Source organism: Deltaproteobacteria bacterium (assembly GCA_016875395.1).
Classification (GTDB): domain Bacteria; phylum Myxococcota_A; class UBA9160; order UBA9160; family UBA6930; genus VGRF01.
In genome coordinates this window covers 15,248-33,785 of record VGRF01000019.1, presented here as the reverse complement: position 1 = coordinate 33,785, position 18,538 = coordinate 15,248, and the positions used below count along the sequence as shown (strand labels likewise).

Sequence of the window (18,538 nt, the reverse complement as noted above, 5' to 3'; positions counted from 1 at the left end):
CAGGATCCGCGCGAAATTCCGAGGTGCGCCTGCACGCGGGATGCGCGTGCCTGCCGCGGGCTCGCTAGCGGCGCCAGAACGCGTCGAAGCCGCCGCAGTTGAGCGAGCCGAGTGCGCGGCTCAGGTCCTTCACGCCGGAGACCGGCACGACCTTCTGGCCCTCGAAGCACTGGTCGACCGAGCCGTCGAACTGCGCGTCCTCGCACTGGCGAATCACGTTCTGCCCTGAGAAGTACTGCACGACGTCGGCGCGCCCGTCGCCGTTCGTGTCGACCTCGACGTGGGCGATGGCGCCGCCGCTCCAGATCTGGCGCGCGTTCGCTTTGCCGTCGCGGTTCGTGTCGACGAGGCCCTCGGCGACCGCGCCGCCGGCGATGCGGTAGCGCACGTCGAGCGTGCGGTTGCCGTCGCTGTCGAGGCACTGCGCGTCGACCGCGCCGTTCACGAGGAAGATCTTCGTGTCGGGCGCGCGCTTGCCCTCGCTCACGAGCTCTTGCACGGTGGGCGCGCCGCTCGCGTCGAAGCGTGTGAGCACGGTCGCGAACCCGCCGCCGCGCTGATCCTGCGCCTGCCACACCGGCGCGCCGTTCTCGAAGTGCGACCACAGGTCGAGCTTGCAGTCGCCGTTCTCGTCGATCGCCTGCTCCTCCACCGTCTTGCCGTCGCTCGCGAGACGCTGCTCCACGTCGAAGCAGCCGCGGCCCTTCGAGTCCTCGCGCACGAGGCGCAGCACGCCGCCCGAGAACTCGGAGACGACGTCGGGCTTCCCGTCGAAGTTGCGGTCCTCTTCCTGCCTGAGAATCGTGCCCTTGGCGTCGAACACGACGCGCAGATCGGGCTGTCCGTCGCCGTTGCGGTCCTCGCTCTGCTCTTGCTCGCCCTTTATCGACGACGCGACGCGCTTCTCGAAGCTGCCGTTGTAGTCGTCGTCCTGCTCGGTGAGGCTCGGCTTCCCGCCCTGATAAGCGACGCGCACGTCGGGCTTCCCGTCGCCGTTGCGGTCCTTCTCGGTGCGCGCGAGCTCGCCGGCGACGAAGTAGCTCGTGGTCTCGAGCCGGCCGTCCGCGTCCGTGTCTTCGGCGATCTGCGCGGGCTTGTCGTCGGCGCCGAACGTCGTCACCGCATCGATCGTGCCGTCGCCGCTCGTGTCCTCGCGCTGCTCCGCGCGCTTGCCGCCCGCATACGTGACGAAGATGTCGGGCTTGCCGTCGCCGTTCGCGTCGGCCTCGGAGCGCTGCGGCGCGCCGCTCGCGAGGAACGTGGTGAGCTCGAAGCTGCCGTTCTTGTCCGCGTCTTGCTCTTCGCGCGCGATCGCGCCGGCCTCGTAGAAGCGCCGCACGTCGACCTTGCCGTCCGCGTTCGTGTCGAGCTCTTCGCGCAGCGGCTGTTCGTTCGCGTCGTAGTACGTCGTCGCGTCGAGCTGGTCGTCGCCATTCGTGTCGCGCTCTTGGCGCACGCGCTTCCCGCCTTCGAACGCGAGGCGCGTGTCGATCACGCCGTCGGCGTCTTCATCTTGCTCCTGCAGCGCGAGCGCGCCGTTCTTGAACGTGGAGATCACGTCGGGCTTGCCGTCCGCGTTCTTGTCCTGCTCCTCGCGGGCCTTCTGTCCGCCCTCGAACGAGACTTTGACCGCGCCGGCATCCGTCACGCGCCGCTCTTCGAGCACCTTGCCATCGGCAGCGAGCCTCCCCGCGACATCGGGCTTGCCGTCGAACGTCGTGTCCTCCTCGAACGAGTCCGCCACGCCGTTCGCGAACTTCACCACGCGATCGGGCTTGCCGTCCGCGTTCTTGTCCTCTTCGAGCTGCGTCGTCGCGCCGGACTCGTCCTGCGTGCGCCACGTCTCGGGCTTGCCGTCGAAGTCGCGATCCTGGAGCACGCGCGCGATCGCGCCGTTCGGGAACAGCTCGACCCAGGTATCCGGTCGACCGTCTCCGTTCGTGTCTTGCTCCTGCTTCGCGAGCTTGCCCTCGAGCCCGTAGTGACTCCACGCCTCGGTGCGCCCGTCGTCGTTCTCGTCGAGCTCGAGCCGCACGAGCTGCCCGGCGATGTAGTGCTCGCTTCGCTCGGGCTTGCCGTCGTCGTCTTGGTCGACGGTCTTCGTGAGCAGCGTGCCCGCCTGATACTTCGCGACGGTGTCGAAGCTGCCGTCGTGATCGCTGTCGCGGCGGTCGAGCGTGAGCGACTCGCCGTCGATCTCGTAGTCGAAGATCGCGTCGATCTTGCCGTCGTGATTCTGGTCCTCGCGCTGCTGCTTGCGGGCGTCTTCCGCGAAGTCCACGAACACGTCGGGTTTTCCGTCGTGGTTCGTATCCGCTTCCGTGGCGAGCTTCTTGCCCGCCGCGAAGCGCGTCGTCAGATCGAACTTGCCGTCCGCATTCGTGTCGGCGAGCTCCGCGTACTTCGCGCCGTCCTTCGACTCGCGGCGCAGGTCGACGCGGCCGTCGTCGTCGGGATCGAAGTCCTCGCGCGTGGGCCGCCCCTCGCCGTCGAACTCGCTGAGCGAGTCGAACACGCCGTCCTGGTCGGTGTCGCGCGTCTGCTTGCGCTCGACCCCCGCCTGATAAGTCGAGACCACGTCGAACGAGCCGTCGTCGTCCGAGTCCGCGCGCCGCGACGTGATCTTCCCGTCCGCGCCGTACTCGGTGATCACGTCGAAGCCGGGCTTCCCGCCGTTGTCCTCGCTGATGCGCGTTTGCTTGCCAGCGGCGTACTCGATCAGCACGTCGAAACGGCCGTCGCCGTTCGTGTCCTGCTCCTCGCGTTTCTTGTCGCCGTTCGGCTCGTACTCGGCGCGAATCTCGGGCCGGCCATCCTCGTTCTCGTCGTCGAGCACGAGGCTCGGTACGCCGCTCGTGAACTCCGTGCGCGAGTCGTTCTTGCCGTCGAAGTCGCGATCCTGCTCGAGCAGGGTGGGCTCGCCGTTCACGAACGTCTTCACCGAGTCGGGCTTGCCGTCGCCGTTGCTGTCGTCCTTCTGCAGCGCGGGCTTGTTATTGGTGAACTCGACCCACTGGTCGAGCTTGCCGTCGTAGTCCGCGTCGCGCTCCTGGCGGAGCACGACTCCACCGGGCGCGTAGTCGATAAACGTGTCGAACTTCCCGTCGTGGTTCTGGTCTTTCTCGGCGCGCTTCGGCTCGTTCTTCTCGTACGAGATCACCTCGTCGAACTTGCCGTCGCAATTCGTGTCGGACTCGTTGCGGAGGATCTCCTCCGTTTCGGGGTCGAACGACTGGTTCTGAAAGACCTGGCACGGTGCAGCGGCCGGCGCCTGCGCGTACGCCGCAGCGGCGTGCAGCGCGAACGCAAGTGCGAACCAGGGCGAGCGCACGAGCGGCTCAGCGTTCGCGGGCCAGCGTGAACGTTGCGTAGAGCGTGTCGCCGGCGAGGCAGCCGCTCACTGCGCTCGTCATCGGCTCGAATGGCGACGCAACGCGCATCGCCTCGGCAATGCCTTCGCCCAGCGTGGGGTCCGGAGCGTTCACGAACTTGATCCCCGTCGCCGTGCCGGCGGCATCGATCGCGAACTCCAGCTCGACTTCGCCGACGCCGGCGCCCTTCCAGCGCGCGAGCACGCGCTGTTTCACGCGCGCGAGGTAGCTCTGGACTTCCGGGCGCTGAGAGCACTTCTGCTGGGCGCCGCCGCCCGAGCCCGTGCCGTCGCCGCCGAAGCCGCGTCCGCCGCCGCTGCCGTAGACGGTGCTCATCGAAGCTCGCTCGCCCGTCTTGTGGCCCACGACGTCGCGCCCAGAGGCGATGCCTTCCCGCACCGAGGAGCCCGTGCCGAGCGCGGTGGGCCCCCCGATGCCGACCGTGGCGCCCGTAGTGGTGACTTGCCGCGGACCCACGACCACGCCCTGCGGCGCGTTGATCGAGACGTTGCCGGAGATCTGCGCGGTCGCGGCGCTGGTGTCGACCTGCGCAGCGGTGACGGTCGCGATCGACTGATAGGTGCGCGCGGCTTCCACCGTGGGCGCGGTGGTGTGGACGATCTGCTTCGGCGCCGCCACGGCCGTGATCGCCTCGACCTGGATCGCCTGCGCCGCCGCGATGTTCGCAGCGCGCGCCTGAATCAGGGTGGGGTTGATCACGTGCGCCTGCAGCGCCATCGGCGCGGGCGCGAACTGGCCCGTGCTCTCCGCGATCGCGCGCGGCTTCGGGGAGACGGAGGAGTCGTTGCTCGGGAGATCCTCGATGCGCGTGATCTCGATGATCGATTCCTTGATCTCGTCGGGCGCGAGATAGGCGGTCAGCGCAATCAGGGCGACGCCGAGGCCGTGCATCAGGATCGAGAGCCCGCTGGAGACGAGGCGCTCGCGCGCGCCCGCGGGCTCGGGCATCGCGGTGCCGGGGAATGCGCCCGCCGGCGCGGCGACGGCGGCCAGCGCGGAGTTGTTACGGACGTGGCGCTTGGCGTGCTTCCCCGCGTGGCGCCTGCGCACCACGAAGCCGCTCTGCATCGCCAGTTCGCTCATTTCGTCCGCGCGCCTCGGAATGGCCCGTCTCGGGCTTCGGGTTACGTCGCAACTATTCGCGTTTGCAGGGGTTTTCGTCGCGGTCGGGCCAACCTAAGAGAGCCCTCCAGGGGTGTCAACGAAACGCCTCATCGGTTACCCACTGCGCGCCTTCAACGTTCTTGGAAGCAAGGAGTTACGTCCCGCATGAGCGCATCCGAGCTCTTGCATCTGCTCCAGCTGGGCTGGTACGTGACGTACCCGCTCGGAATCCTGTCAGTGATCGTGTTCTCGATCAGCTTCGAGCGGCTCTGGAAGTTTCGCGGGATGGAGCAGGCGACGCGCGACGTCACGCGCAAAGTCGTCGATCACCTCCTGAAACGAGACCTGCCCGCCGCCCGCGCGCTGTGTGAAGCCTCGACGACGCCGATGTCAACGGTATTCGCCGAGGGCCTGCGCTGGGGCAACTTCGCCGTCGAGGACATCCAAACCGTGCTCGCGACGGCGCGCCAGGAGTTCCTGACCGACCTCAAGCGCGGCATCTGGTTCGTCGGCACGATCGGCTCGCTCGCGCCGTACATCGGCCTGCTCGGCACGGTGATCGGCATCATCGGCGCCTTCGGTGCGATCGCGGAGAGCGGCGACGCCGGCTTCGCGGTGGTGTCGGAAGGCATCTCGGAGGCGCTGATCGCTACGGCGGTCGGCCTGTTGATCGCGATCATCGCGCTGCTTCTCTACAACTACTTGAACACGCGCATCGCGGCGATCACGGGCACGAGCGCGCGGGCGACCGAGCGCTTCGTGCAGGCGCTGCTCACGCTCGAAGCGGGGGAGGCGCCGCATGGCGGTTCAGCTTCCGGGCGATGACGAGAGCGGCGGCGGAATCGTCGCCGAGATCAACATCACGCCGCTGACCGACGTGTTCCTCGTGCTGCTGATCATCTTCATGGTCACGTCGTCGGTGATCGCGAACACGGGCAAGAAGGTCGATCTGCCTTCGGCCCAGGAGGCAGGCAAGACGCCGCCGAAGGCCGTGAACGTCACGATCTCGACCGACGGCACGATTCAAGTCGACGGCGACGTAGTCGCCCGCGACGCGCTGCAAGACAAGATCAAGGCCGCGCTCGAAGTGGCGACGGACAAGATCGTGATCCTGCGCGGCGACAAGGAGATCGTCTACGGCGAGGCCGTGTTCGTGCTCGACCAAGCCCAGATCGCCGGCGCCGAAGGCTTCGCGCTCGCGACCATCAAGGTGAAGGGCGGGGGCGAGTAGCGCCGCAATGTGCGCACCAGAGGAACGGGGACGTTCCGCAAGAAAGTAAAGCAGAGCGTTTCTTTACTTGCTTTCGGAATGTCCCCGGTTCTGTGCCCAGGCGGCGCGCAGGCTGAGCAGAGGGCAATCACTCACGCCCAGCTCGCGAGCGCCTCAAAAAACCCCGGCCACGTCTTGCTCACGCAGCCGGGGTCGCGGATCGCGACGCCGGGGATGCGCAGGCCGGCGAGCGCGAACGACATCGCCATGCGGTGGTCGTCGTAGGTGTCGATCTCGGCGCTGCGCGCTGGACCCGGCTCGATGCGCAGCCAGTCCGCGCCCGTGCTCGTGCGCGCGCCCAGCTTCGCGAGCTCGCGCTCGAGCGCGGCGAGGCGGTCGGTCTCTTTGATGCGCAGGTTCGGCACGTTGACGATCTCGGTCGGGCCGTCGGCGAAGAGCGCGACGACCGCGAGCGCGAGCGCCGAGTCGGACCACGCGTTGGCGTCGACGCGAATGCCGCGCAGCTTCGGCGCACTGCGCACCGTGATCGCGTGGTCGCTGCGCTCGACCGCGCAGCCCATCGCTTCGAGCGCGCCGAGGAAGGCGAGCTCGCCCTGCGTCGAGTCGCGCGCAATGTGCTCCACCGTCACGTGCCCGCCCACGATCGCCGCGGCCGCGAAGCCGTAGACGGCGCCCTGCGCATCGGGCTCGACGAAGTACTCGCGCGCGCGGTAGCCGCGGCCCGCGCGCACGAACAATGTGCCCGGGCCGCGCCATTCGACGTCGGCGCCGAAGTCGCGCATCACGGCGAGGGTCATGTCCACGAACGGGCGCGAGGTGACTTCGTCCCCGGCGAGGCGCAGCGTGACATCGCGCTCCGCGTACGGCGCCGCAAGCAAGATCCCCGACACGTACTGGCTCGAGCTGCGCCGCACGTCGAGCAACGCCTCGCCGCCGACGAGGCGCGAGCCGCCTGCGCGCACAGGGGGACAGCCGCGCTCGCCGAGCACCTCGACGCGCGCCCCGAGTGCGCCGAGCGCGGCGGCGAGATCCGCGATCGGGCGCTCGCGCATGCGCTTCGTGCCGTCGAGCATGACCGGAGCACTCGCGAGCGTGGCCGCCGCAGTGAGGAAGCGCGCGGTGGTGCCGGACGCGCGCACGTCGATGGCGCTCGCGATCGGCGCGAAGCGCCCGTCGACACCGTGGATGCGCCAGTCGTCCGCACCCCCGATGCGCTCCATGCGCACGCCGAGCGCCTCGAGCCCGAGCCGCATCGCATCCACGTCGTCGCTCGGCGTGAGGTTGCGCACGACGCTCGTGCCGCGCGCGAGGGCCGCCGCGAGCTGCGCGCGATTCGCGAGGCTGCGCGAGCCAGGCGGGCGCACCGTCGCCGCGAGCGGGCCGCGCGGGCGGATCGGCAGCGGGTCGGGCAGGGCGGCGGACATGGGCGAGGCAACGTAAGGGAAGCGCGCAGCGAGGGTCAGACCCGCGCCCGCGGAGAATCGCCAATCCGGCGTCAGACCCACGCCCCTCGATTCTTCGCGCGCCTTGCACCGCCCCCCCGTCGCGGCAATCCTGCGCCGTTCTTCGAGCCGGGCGCGGCACGCGTCCCCAGGCTGGCCGGGTTCCCGGCCCCTGAGCCTCGGTTTTGCGGGCGGCTTGCGACGGAAGGAGACCCGCGTGCCGAAAGTGGTGGTGAGCGACGCACTCGCGGAGCAGGGGCTCACGATCCTGCAGCGCGCCTCGGGCCTCGAGGTCGTGAACGTGCCGGGCATCTCGCCCGGTGAGCTCGCGGGCGTTCTCGCCGACGCGGACGGCCTCGTGGTGCGGAGCGGTACGAAGGTCACGGCGGACGTGATCGCCGCGGCGCCGCAGCTGAAGGTGATCGGGCGCGCGGGCATCGGCGTCGACAACGTCGACGTCTCCGCCGCGACCCAGCGCGGCATCGTCGTGGTCAACACGCCGGAAGGGAACAACGTCACTACGGCGGAGCACGCGATCGCGCTGCTCGTTTCGCTCGCGCGGCACGTGCCGCAGGCGACCGCCTCGATGAAGGCGGGCAAGTGGGAGAAGACGAAGTTCCAGGGCATGGAGCTCTACAACCGCACGCTCGGCGTGGTGGGGCTCGGCAACATCGGCCGCATCGTGGCCGAGCGCGCGCGCGGGCTCGGCATGCGCGTGATCGCGTACGACCCGTTCATCTCGCCGGAAGTGGCGCAGCAGATGGACGTCGAGCTGGTGTCGCTCGACGACCTCTTCACGCGCAGCGACGCGATCACGGTTCACGTCCCGAAGACGAAGGACACGACGAAGCTGATCAACGCCGAACGGCTCGCGAAGGCGAAGCCCGGCGTGCTCATCATCAACGCGGCGCGCGGCGGCATCGTCGACGAGGCGGCGCTGCTCGCGGCGCTGAGCTCCGGCCACGTGGCGGGCGCTGCGCTCGACGTGTTCGAGCAGGAGCCGACCCCGAAAGATCATCCGCTCGTGGTGCACCCGAACGTGATCTGCACGCCGCACCTCGGCGCGAGCACGGAGCAGGCGCAGATCAACGTCTCGATCGCGGTGGCGGAGCAGGTGCGCGACTTCCTGCTGAACGGCGAAGTGCGCAACGCCGTGAACATGCCCTCGATCTCGCCGGAGCTGCTCGCCCAGGTGCGCCCGTACCTCGTGCTCGGCGAGAAGCTCGGGCGCTTCCAGGGCCAGCTGCGCCCAGGTGCGATCGAAGAGATCGAGATCGAGTACGCGGGCGATGTCTCGAATCTGCGCGTGTCCGCCATAACAATCGCGGTGCTGAAGGGCGTGCTCGAGTCGGTGACCGATCGCGTGAACATGGTGAACGCGCCGGTGATCGCGCGCGAGCGCGGCATCCGCGTAGTCGAGACGAAGTCGTCGCGCCCGATCGATTTCGCGAGCGCGATCACGACGCGCGTGAAGGGCCGCACGCAGCGGCTCATCACCGGCGCGCTCTTTCACGGCAATCAGCCGCGCATCGTGCGCATCGACGACTTCATGCTCGAGGCGATTCCCGAGGGCCCGACGATCCTCATCCAGAATCACGACCGCCCCGGTGTGGTCGGCGCGGTGGGCCTCTTGTTGGGTGAGTGCGCCATCAACATCTCGCGCATGCAGCTCGCGCTGATCCGCGAGAGGGGCGAGGCCGCGATGATCGTGAACGTGGATCAGGCGCCCGACGAGCGCGTGATGGAGCGGCTGCGCTCGCTGCCGAACATGATCAGCGCGCAGCTCGTGGACCTCGGGCGATGACCACTCTCGTCGCGGTTGGCGCTCAGTGGGGCGACGAAGGCAAGGGCAAGATCGTCGACTGGCTCGCGGTCGCGGCCGACTACGTCGTGCGCTTTCACGGCGGAAACAACGCGGGCCACACGCTGATCGTCGGCGGCGTGAAGACCGTCCTGCATCTCGTGCCGTCGGGCATTCTGCAGAAGGGCACGGTCAACCTCGTCGGGCCGGGCGTCGTGGTGGACCCGAAGGTGCTCATCGACGAGATCTCGAAGATCCGAAAGCAAGGCGCGCTCGACGATCCCGCGCGGCTGCGCGTCTCCGGCCGCGCGCACGTGATCACGCCCTGGCACGTCGCGCTCGACAAGGCGCGCGAAGAGGCGCGGCGCGAAGGCGCGATCGGAACGACGGGCCGCGGCATCGGACCGACCTACGAAGACAAGGTTGCGCGCCGCGGCATCCGCGTCGCGGACTTGCTCGATCCGCCCTCGCTGCGCGCGGCCGTCGATCGCATGGCGCGCGAGAAGAATTTCGAGCTGAAGGAGCTGCACCGCTGGCAGGAGATCGCGGCGGACGACGTGTACGACGAGCTGCTCGCGCTCGGCAAGGAGCTCGCGATCTACGTCGACCACACCGGCAAGCTGCTCGAGCGGGCGATTCGTGAAGACAAGAAGGTTCTCTTCGAAGGCGCGCAGGGCACCTTCCTCGACATCGACCACGGCACGTATCCGTTCGTCACGTCCTCGAACTGCGTGGCGGGTGCGGCGTGCACAGGCGCCGGCGTCGGACCGACGCGCATCGACAACGTTTTGGGGATCACGAAGGCCTACACGACGCGCGTCGGTGGCGGGCCGTTCCCGACCGAGGATTTCGGCGCAGGCGGCGCGTGGCTCGGCGAGAAGGGGCAGGAGTTCGGCGCGACCACGGGGCGGAAGCGCCGTTGCGGCTGGCTCGACACCGTCGTGCTGAAGGAGGCCGCGATCGTGAACGGCTTCGGTTCGCTCGCCGTGAACAAGCTCGACATTCTGTCCGGGCTCGCCGAGATCCCCCTCGCCACCGCGTGGCGCATCGACGGCAAGCTCACCCCCGACTTCCCGATGACGCTCGGCGAAGTGAGCCGCGCCGAGGCGGTGTACGAGGTGTTCCCCGGCTGGAACGAGCCGCTCTCGGGTGTGCGCCGCTACGAGGATCTGCCCGGCAACGCGCGGCGCTATCTCGAGCGCATCGAGTCGCTCGTGGAGGTGCCGATCGACCTCATCTCGATCGGCCCCGGCCGCGACGAGACGATCGCGCGCCGCGACCCGTTCTCCCGCGCGCGCGCCTGAGCTGCGAAAGATTCGTCCCTTCGGCGGTACACGCGGGAAGGGGCGCGCTACTTCGCGGGCACCTTCACCACGCGCTTCTGCAGCGGAAGCGCTCCGATCGAGGCTCTCGTCTGCGGAGCCCGGGCAGGAGCCGGCTTCTCGGTCGCAGCCGGCGCCGGCGCCATCGCCTTCTGCTTCGACTCGCGGATCAGGCGCCCATACGCGTCGGCGAGCTGCGTCGAGAGGACACTGAACGCCGCGAATGCCGACGCCGCGAGCGCGCCTTCGCGTGGCTGCGCGACGAGCAGGTTCACGACGCGGTCGCCGATGCGCACGGGGAACACGCAGATCTCGGTCGCTTCGCCCGAGCGCAGCGCCTTCGCGAGCAGCTTGTCGAGCGCGGCGGCCGGCTTCGTGCGGAGCGGTTCGCGCGAGCCGTAACAACTCGCCAGCGCGTGCTCGCCCGCGAGCGGAATCAGCGTCGCGTCGAGCTCGAGCGGCGTCCCTGCGCGGGCACCCTCGAGCCCTGCGGCGACGCCGTCCCGGACCACGAAGAGGGCCACGACCTCCGCGAAGCGGGCGCCGAGCGCGAGCGCAGCCTCGATGACCGCCGCGCGATCACCCGATTCCTTCACCGTGGCCTCGAGCTGCTCGAGAGTGGGCGGCGGCGCGCGCCGATCGGCGACGTGTGGCTTCGCGTCGATCTCGATCGCGGGCTCCGGTGCGCGCGCCGCTGCGGCCGCCGGAGCAGCGGGCGGCTGCGCGGCGAACGGCGCGGTCGCCTCGACCGGAGGCGCCGGCGCGGACGTCTTTGCCGTAGCGGCGAGTGGCGTCGGGTTCGCGACTACGAACGCGGATTCGTCCGCGGGCGCAGACAGGTCCGCGGCGAGCGGCCCGAACGCGAGGTTCTCCTCCACCTCGGCTTTTCGCCTGGCGCGCCCCACGGCGCGCTGCTCCTCGCGCGCCCGCATCGCGCGCGCGCGCTTCCCCTCGTCGAGCAAATTCTTGAAGCGATTCGACGGCGCGATTCCGTAGACGCGCTGCATCAGTTGCACGAAGCGGAACTCGGCGAGCGCGTAGGGGACGATCAGGCAGCCGCTCGCGAAAGCGAGGTCGTCGAGCACCGCCTCGTTCTGCGGGTCCACCATGCCGACGTGCAGCGAGCGCTTCTCGAAGTTGAGCGGGAACGCGCGGTGGCGCTTGATGAGATCGAGGTGCAGCGCCGCGCGCGCGCCCGCGTCGGGACGCTCCAGCCACTCGCGGGGGATTTCGGGCAGGCCGTGGTGATTCGCGAGCGCAGAGTCGAGTTGCTCGGGCGTGAGCAGGCCCAACTCGATCAGTGCGGTGCCGACCCGGCCGCCATAGAGGACCGTGGCCTGCGAGGCCTCCTCGAGCTCTTGCATCGACGCAAGGTCGTTCTGCAGCAGGAACTGCGTGAAGGTTTTGTTCAAAGCCACACCTCGCCCGAGACGCCGAAGCGTTGCCGTCTTGTCGGCATGCGCGGCAGGCGGCTTGCGTGCGGTTTTGCGGCGCCTGGTTGCACGCTGCGCCGCGCCTGCGCGCCAATTGCCGGTCGACACTCCGGGGCCCCGGTGGTACTTCCCGCGCCTTCGGGCCGTTAGCTCAATCGGTAGAGCAGCGGGCTTTTAACCCGTTGGTTCTGGGTTCGAGTCCCAGGCGGCCCACCAATGGAATCAGGGACTTAGGAAGCTGCGCGTCCTCGTCGTCGAACGGCTGGAGCCGTCTGGAGCCGTCGAGAGCCGGATTTCGCGGCTCCGGGGCTCGGATTTCGTCGAGGAAGCCGAGATCGGTCTCTTCGCTCCGCATCGCGTGCGCGTAGACGCGCAGCGTGAACGCGGGATCGGCGTGACCGAGTTGTGACGCGACCCAGCGAACGCTCTTGCCCGCGCGAAGCGCCCAGGTTGCCCAGCTGTGGCGCGTCGCGTGGAAGCGCAGCGGTCGCACGCCCTCGGCCTGCGCGCGCCGCCTGACGCGTTCCCAGGCTCGCGAGAGCGCTGTCTCGTCCCACCACGTCGAGCCGCTGACCGAGGGGAACAGCCACGCCGGGATTTCACGCCAACCGCGCGCGAGGCATTCGCGGTGCCGCTCGGCGCGGAGATCGAAGAGCGCCGAAGCGAGCGCGTCGCTCATCACGACTTCGCGCGCTTTGCCGCTCTTCGGCGTCGTCAGCCCGCGCATCGTGACCGAGCGCCGGACCGCGATGCGGCGGTTGTCGAAGTCCACACCGCTCCACTGGAGCCCGAGCACTTCGCCGCGTCGGCAGCCGGTCGAGAAAGCGACGAGCAGGGCAGGCGCGAAGCGCGGCTCCGTCTCGCTGGCGATGCGCAAAAGCAGAGCGGCCTCGCGCTCCGTCCAATACTCGACGCGCTCGACCTCGGTTGACTCGCGGCGCGCGATCTTTCGCATGAGCCGACCCGCGCGGCGCACAGGGTTCCGATCGAGGCGGCGTTGATCGATCAGCGCGTTGCAGCAGTTGCGGAGCACCCCCAGCGCGTTCGCGATGCTCTTCGTCGCGAGTCCCTCGGCGAGCTTCGCGCGCGCGAACACCAAGAGATCGTCCTCGCGCATGTCGCGGAGGTCGCGCGCCTTGAAGTGCGGCGCGAGGTGCGACTCGATCAGCCACGCGAAGCTCTTCTCCGTCGTGCGCGCCATCGTCGGCGAGTAGGTCGCGAGCCACTCCCGAAGCGTCGCGTCGCAGGGCAGGGCACCGCTCGGCGCGCTTCGGTCGAGCGTCTCGTATCCGCCGAGTTCGATCGCAGCGTTGACCTTCCGCGCGATGTCCTCGGCCTCGCGCTTGGCTGCGGCCGTGTCGCCGACGCGCTTGTCGCGGCGCTTGCCCCCGTGGTGAACGCGCACCCACCACGCATCCTTGTACCACTGGACCTTCGCTCCCACGTTCAGCCCCTCCGGCGCGCGCGCTTCGCGGCGCTCGCCACCATGCTGCGGATCAGGCTAGAAACGGATGCTCCGCGGGACTCTGCCACCTTGCGCAGCGCTTCGATGTCCGCGCGCTCGTAGTCGATTGTCAGGCGGAACGGCTCCCCGACCTCGCGTGGCCGACCTGCGCCCGGTCGTCTCCCGCCCCGCGCCGGTTTCTTTGCCATCGCGCTCATCGTATCCCAGGTAGAATAATTCGGCATTGTTTATTCGATACTGCCCAGAATCTCGCGCACCGCGGCGTCGGTCTTCGACTGCGCCTCCTCAGCGCGCCGCCGCAGCCACTCGCGAAGCGAATCAACCGGCAGGACGAGTTTTCCGCCCAGCTGTGCGACGGGAAGCTCACGCCGCAAGTTTCGGAGGTGTCGTTCGGAGACGCCCAGCGCCGCGTCGGCCTCAGCGAACGAGAGCCCCAACCTGGTCGAGAGGTCGATGCACTTGCGGGCCTCCCTTTTGCCGTGGGGGCCCGTGAGGGGCGGCTGAACACTCGACCCCTTCACGCCAAATCCCCCCTCGTCAACCCGAAGAGGTCGTCGTGCTCATCGCTTTGCGCGGACTCCAACCCCCCCTCGTTGAGGCATTCGAGGGGGTGCTTCCCCGCGGGGGATGCCAAGGACGTCCAGCTCCTCGGAAGTGAGGTTCTTCCGTGGTGACAGTGTGTAGACGCCGCGCGACGTGAGCACCAAGAAGCGGACGTTCGAGCCGCCAGGGGGGCCGAAGAACTTCTCGGGCTGGAGAACGGGCCGCTGTTCGAAGCACGCGCGATCCGAAGCACCGCAGGGCTGCATGTCGCGCGTCGCTCGCTCGACCATCCGGCGCGCAGCCGCGTTGATCGCGGGCACGCTCTTGCCGCCGATCACGCCGCCCCCGGTGCTGAAGTAGATGCTGCCCGAGCCGTCTGCGAGCGCGACGAGCGTGTAGTAGTGGCCACCCTCGAGGCCTTCCTCCATCAGGACGCCCCAAACCGGCAGCTTCGGATCGATGCCGTGGCTGGCCGCGGTTCCCTTGAGCAGGCGGTTGCGGATCAGGGCGATGCCGTCCGGGGTTTGCGACGCGGAGCGAACGCGTCCGTTCGCGGAGGCGCCGTGCGTGTCGACCGCGCTGGCGTCGCTCGCGGCTGCCGCCGGCGGCGCCGCCGGTTGCGACTTCTTCACGCGCGCGGCGGCGCTCGCCTGCGCGGCTGCGCGCTGCGCGGGCGGCACTTCGTCGAGTTTCGTCGTGAAGCGCACGCTGCCCTTCGCGTCCGTGTACTTGTAGATCTCGCCTTCCGCGAACGCGGGCGCCGCGAGATGGAGCGCGATCAAGGCGGCGAACGTGGCGATGCGCATGCGTCTCCCGTCGCGGACGAATCGTCCGCTGGCGGGGCGCACTTGAGCGCGCGACGTGCACGCGGCGGTAGCGTGTCCGCAACGGAGGCGCGCATGTCTCAGCTTCGATTCGACGGACGCGTGGCGATCGTGACGGGCGGCGGGCGCGGGCTCGGCCGCGAGTACGCAAAGCTGCTCGCCGCGCGCGGCGCGAGCGTGCTCGTGAACGACAACGGCGGCGAGCTCGACGGCTCGGGCGGCAGCGCGGAGCCCGCAAAGAGCGTGGTGGAGGAGATCAGCGCGGCGCGCGGCATCGCGGTCGCGGACACCACCAGCGTCGCGAGCGCGGAGGGCGGTGAAGCGATCGTCGCGCACGCGCTCGAAGCGTTCGGGCGCGTCGACATCGTGATCAACAACGCCGGCGTCCTGCGCGACAAGGCGTTTCACAACATGACCCACGAGATGTGGGACACCGTGCACGGCACGCACCTGCGCGGCGCCTTCAACGTGACGCGGCCCGCCTACGCGAAGATGCGTGCGCAGGGCCACGGCCGCATCGTGATGACGTCCTCGCCGTCGGGCACGTACGGGAACTTCGGCCAGGCGAACTACTCGGCCGCGAAGATGGGCCTGGTCGGCTTCGCGCGGACGCTCTCGATCGAAGGCGCGAAGTTCGACATCAAGGCGAACGTGGTGAGCCCGAACGCCGCGACGCGCATGACCGCGGGCCTGACGGGTGAGCTCGGTCCGCACATGGGCCCCGAGAAAGTCGCGCCGCTCGTCGCGTACCTGTGCCACGAGTCGTGCGCACTCGCGGGCGAAGTGATGACGGCCGGCGCAGGGCGCTACGCGCGCGTGTTCGTGGGCGAGACCGAGGGCTTCTTCAACCCCGCCGCGACGATCGAAGATGTCGCCGCGTACGTCGCGCGCATGGCGGACGACCGCGGCTACACGGTGCCGCGCGGGGTGCCGGACGCGAGCGCGCTGATCGCGAAGGCGCTGAAGAGCTGAGCGCGCGAGACGCAATTCCGCAGGGAGAAGTGGCATGAGCGGACGACTCGATGGGCGCGTGGCGATCGTGACGGGCGGCGCGAGCGGAATGGGGCTCGCGAGCGTCGAGCGCTTCCTCGACGAGGGCGCGTGCGTGATCGCGGCGGACCTGAACGCCGCGAAGGGCGAAGCCCTCGCGAGCGCGCGCGCGGAGCGCGGCGACGCGAAGCGTCTCCGCTTCGTGCGCGCGGACGTCGCGGAAGAGCGCGATGTGGCGGGGCTCGTCGATCTCGCGCTCGCGGATTTCGGGCGCCTCGACGTGATGTTCAACAACGCGGGCGTCGGCGGCGCGTTCGGGCCGATCACCGAGACGGAAGTCGACGCGTGGGACGAGACCTTCGCGATCGACACGCGCTCGGTGTTCCTCGGCATCAAGCACGCCGCGCGCGCGATGATCGCCGCGGGCCGCGGCGGCTCGATCATCAACACCGCCTCGGTCGCAGCGCTCACCGGCGGCGGCGGCGCGCAGGCGTACTCGGCGGCGAAGGCGGCGGTCGCGAGCATCACGCAGTCGACCTCGCTCGAGCTCGCGGAGCACCGCATTCGCGTGAACGCGATCTGCCCCGGCGTGATTTACACGCCGCTGATGCACGGCGGGAAGGAGGAGGCCGCGGACGAGTGGCGCGCAGAGATCCAGCCGTGGCCCGATCGCGGCCAGCCGGAGCACATCGCCGGCGCTGCGCTCTTCCTCGCGAGCGACGACAGCGTGTTCGTGAGCGGCCACCTGCTCGTGGTCGACGGCGGCCTAACCGCTGCCGGCCCGCGCCTCGTCGATCACAGCGCGGGCTTCCGGAAGCTGCGCAAGCTCTCGGGCATCGCGTACGGAACGACCGGGAAGAAGCCGCGCTATCGGAAGCTCGACGCCTGATCACCTCGCCAGCGGGTCGGGCCTGAGCTGCACCTTGCCCACGTAGCTCTGCGCGATCTCGCTGTGCAGCAGCGGGTCGAGGCCGTTCGTGAACCAGAGGCCGCGGCCCTTCCAGCCCGCGCTCGCGTCGTCGATGCGGCCGTCGAGGCCGCGCGTGAAGGTGTTGAGCGGGTAGGGCACGCGGATCACGGTCCACGTCTCGCGCTTGGAATCGAAGGCGAGCAGCGAGTCGCTGCCGGTGCCGTTGAGGATCACGGTGTCCTTGCCGAGCCCGAGCGTGTCGAACTGGTCGACGAACAGGTAGTAGTGGAAGTCCGCGCCGAGCTCGGTCGGCTTGTCAGGCGCGCTGCGCATCACCGGGCCCGGGCTGCGGTAGAGCGTCCAGCCCTCGGGGCATTGGTCTCCACGGCCCCAGGTCTGCTTGCACTTCGCGCGCTCGAACTTCGCGAGGTGGCCCGTGCCGCCGAGCGCGGCCCAGATCACGCCCTGCGTGTCCACGTCGACGCCGCGCGGGCCCGCACCCGGCGCGGGCGGCGTGAACGCTTCGTGGCGATCCGCCCTCGGGTCGTAGCGGATGAGCCTCCCGCGATCGGCGAAGCCCTCGCCGGGGTTCGGGCCGGGTTGTGCGGTCCACACGCTGCCGTCCGTGGGGTTCGGGATCACGCCGTAGTTGAAGCCGACGAGCGGCGTGTCGGGCTTCGCGTCGCCGTCGCTGTCGATCACGACCTCGCTCCAGCCCTGCGCCGCTTCGAGCGTCTCGGGCTTCGCGGGATCCCACTTCGCGAGGTCGAACCAGCCGATCACGTACGAGTCGCCGCTGGTCCACAGCACGCCCTTCGCGTCGAACTGGAGATGGTGCGTTCCATAACAAGTGTCGATCAGCGTGGTCTCGCGCGTCGTCGGGTCGAACACGCCGAGCTGGCGGTGGTGGTAGTTGTTCGCGATCACCGGCGACTTCTTGCAGAACGCGGGCAGGTCGTCGCCGTGCTCGCGCCGCACTTGCGTCGTGAGCCACACGCGGCCCTGGGCGTCGAGCATCGGGTTGTGCGGGTTCGCGGGGTTCGCGTAGCCGTGGGGAATGCTGCTGACGCCGCCTTCCGCCGGGCAGCCGAGCGAGCCGAAGCCCACGGCGACCGGCTCGCTCTTCGCGCCGAGCGGCACGTAGGTCTGATCGCACCAGGGCGTGGAGAAGCCGCCGAGCGTCGGCGTCTTCTCGCGCAGAGCGACGTGCAGCGTGGGATCGAGGATGAGCGTGTGGTCGTTGCCGATGTCGACGCCGTAGATCGGACCATTCGCATTCACCGTGACGTCGCGCTTGTCCGTCGCGATCTCGTCGTGCGCGTAGGTCGTGCCGTCGCCCCACGCCCACTGCGTGATCACGAGGTTGCGCTCGACGCCGCTCGGCCGCGGCGGCGCCTCGGGCACTTCGCCCGCCTGGGTACGCGCGCTCCAGGCCGCGAGCGCATCGAGCAGCTGCGGGCGGTTCAGCGCGTCCGCGGTCGCATGCATCACGCGCGCCTTGCGTAGCCCCGCGTCGTAGAGCTCGCGAGTCTTGTTACGGGTCGGCGCGCTGCCGACTTGGTGGCAGAGCTGGCAGCCGAGCTTGAACTGCGTCGTCCACGCGAGCGGGTCGGCGTGGGGGATGTCGATCAGCGAGAGCCAGTAGCTCGCGGGATAAATCGCCGCGGCGTGCTGCGCGTTGTCGGCGAGCGTCGCATTCAGCTCGAGCTGCGCGCCGCGGGCGGCGGGCGTCCTCGCGGAATCCGCGAGCCCGTAGCCGCGCACCCAAACCTCATACTGCGCTTCCGGAAGCTCGGGCAGCACGAAGCGCCCGTCGTCGCCGGTGACGACGATCTTGCGATAGGGCGTCGGCAGTGAGGCGGTCTCGGCGATCACCCACACGCCCGCTTCGGGCGAGCCGCCCCCGGACGTGACGCGGCCTTCGATGAAGTCGCTCGAGGACCGTGCGGCGGACTCGATCGTGGTGTCATCGCTGGGCGAGCACGCGAGCGCCAGAAACGAGACGGCGAGTGCGAGGTGCCGTGCGGGCTTTGTCATTAGGCCACGCTAGTTCGCCCGCGCGCTCGTTCAATGGCAGGCGC

At 69.5% G+C, this 18,538-nt stretch carries 13 protein-coding genes, 1 tRNA gene and 1 pseudogene; 7 read left to right on the top strand and 8 right to left on the bottom strand.

Annotation, left to right across the window (positions count from 1 at the left end):
• Window positions 1–64 precede the first annotated feature (64 nt).
• Complete coding sequence (locus tag FJ091_14605) at window positions 65–3,331, bottom strand: hypothetical protein (GenBank protein ID MBM4384581.1); 3,267 nt, start codon at window positions 3,329–3,331, stop codon at window positions 65–67.
• A 7-nt stretch (window positions 3,332–3,338) separates the two neighbouring features.
• Entirely contained in the window at window positions 3,339–4,475 is a 1,137-nt protein-coding gene (locus FJ091_14600; GenBank protein MBM4384580.1) for a hypothetical protein, read from the bottom strand.
• A gap of 186 nt (window positions 4,476–4,661) precedes the next feature.
• Here FJ091_14600 and FJ091_14595 point away from each other — a divergent pair, with 186 nt between their 5' ends.
• Both FJ091_14595 and FJ091_14590 read left to right on the top strand, forming a co-directional pair.
• Window positions 4,662–5,321 carry a MotA/TolQ/ExbB proton channel family protein gene (locus tag FJ091_14595; protein ID MBM4384579.1) on the top strand — a complete coding sequence of 220 codons (660 nt, stop codon included), beginning with the start codon at window positions 4,662–4,664 and terminating at the stop codon, window positions 5,319–5,321.
• Window positions 5,296–5,727, top strand: a complete 432-nt coding sequence (locus FJ091_14590; GenBank protein ID MBM4384578.1) for a biopolymer transporter ExbD — start codon at window positions 5,296–5,298, stop codon at window positions 5,725–5,727. The genes FJ091_14595 and FJ091_14590 overlap by 26 nt, the downstream gene beginning before the upstream one ends.
• Before the next feature lie 131 nt (window positions 5,728–5,858).
• Here the strand turns inward: FJ091_14590 and aroA are convergent, their stop codons facing one another.
• Window positions 5,859–7,151 (bottom strand): 3-phosphoshikimate 1-carboxyvinyltransferase, encoded by a 1,293-nt coding sequence (gene aroA, locus FJ091_14585; protein MBM4384577.1) that lies wholly within the window; start codon window positions 7,149–7,151, stop codon window positions 5,859–5,861.
• 235 nt (window positions 7,152–7,386) lie between these two features.
• On the opposite strand from aroA, the gene FJ091_14580 reads away from it, so the two are divergent.
• Together FJ091_14580 and FJ091_14575 are read left to right on the top strand one after the other, a co-directional pair.
• Window positions 7,387–8,973 (top strand): phosphoglycerate dehydrogenase, encoded by a 1,587-nt coding sequence (locus FJ091_14580; protein ID MBM4384576.1) that lies wholly within the window; start codon window positions 7,387–7,389, stop codon window positions 8,971–8,973.
• Window positions 8,970–10,274, top strand: a complete 1,305-nt coding sequence (locus tag FJ091_14575) for an adenylosuccinate synthase (GenBank protein MBM4384575.1) — start codon at window positions 8,970–8,972, stop codon at window positions 10,272–10,274. The genes FJ091_14580 and FJ091_14575 overlap by 4 nt, the downstream gene beginning before the upstream one ends.
• 47 nt (window positions 10,275–10,321) lie before the next feature.
• On the opposite strand, the gene FJ091_14570 is transcribed toward FJ091_14575, so the two are convergent.
• Window positions 10,322–11,656 carry a hypothetical protein gene (locus tag FJ091_14570; protein ID MBM4384574.1) on the bottom strand — a complete coding sequence of 445 codons (1,335 nt, stop codon included), beginning with the start codon at window positions 11,654–11,656 and terminating at the stop codon, window positions 10,322–10,324.
• A gap of 209 nt (window positions 11,657–11,865) precedes the next feature.
• Between FJ091_14570 and FJ091_14565 the strand changes: the two genes are divergently transcribed.
• Window positions 11,866–11,941: transfer RNA gene (locus FJ091_14565), tRNA-Lys, on the top strand.
• Window positions 11,942–12,080: 139 nt separating this feature from the next.
• Here the strand turns inward: FJ091_14565 and FJ091_14560 are convergent.
• From FJ091_14560 to FJ091_14550, 3 genes and pseudogenes are all read right to left on the bottom strand, one after another.
• Window positions 12,081–12,926: pseudogene (locus FJ091_14560) on the bottom strand (site-specific integrase).
• Window positions 12,927–13,417: 491 nt separating this feature from the next.
• Window positions 13,418–13,711, bottom strand: coding sequence for a helix-turn-helix domain-containing protein (locus FJ091_14555; GenBank protein ID MBM4384573.1), 294 nt, complete (start codon window positions 13,709–13,711; stop codon window positions 13,418–13,420).
• A 39-nt stretch (window positions 13,712–13,750) separates the two neighbouring features.
• Window positions 13,751–14,539 carry a DUF4124 domain-containing protein gene (locus FJ091_14550; GenBank protein MBM4384572.1) on the bottom strand — a complete coding sequence of 263 codons (789 nt, stop codon included), beginning with the start codon at window positions 14,537–14,539 and terminating at the stop codon, window positions 13,751–13,753.
• A gap of 93 nt (window positions 14,540–14,632) precedes the next feature.
• Between FJ091_14550 and FJ091_14545 the strand changes: the two genes are divergently transcribed.
• Window positions 14,633–15,529 (top strand): SDR family NAD(P)-dependent oxidoreductase, encoded by an 897-nt coding sequence (locus FJ091_14545; protein ID MBM4384571.1) that lies wholly within the window; start codon window positions 14,633–14,635, stop codon window positions 15,527–15,529.
• A 34-nt stretch (window positions 15,530–15,563) separates the two neighbouring features.
• Window positions 15,564–16,436, top strand: a complete 873-nt coding sequence (locus tag FJ091_14540; GenBank protein MBM4384570.1) for a glucose 1-dehydrogenase — start codon at window positions 15,564–15,566, stop codon at window positions 16,434–16,436.
• On the opposite strand, the gene FJ091_14535 is transcribed toward FJ091_14540, so the two are convergent.
• Entirely contained in the window at window positions 16,437–18,494 is a 2,058-nt protein-coding gene (locus FJ091_14535; protein MBM4384569.1) for a hypothetical protein, read from the bottom strand. It abuts the gene before it with no gap.
• Window positions 18,495–18,538: the final 44 nt, after the last annotated feature.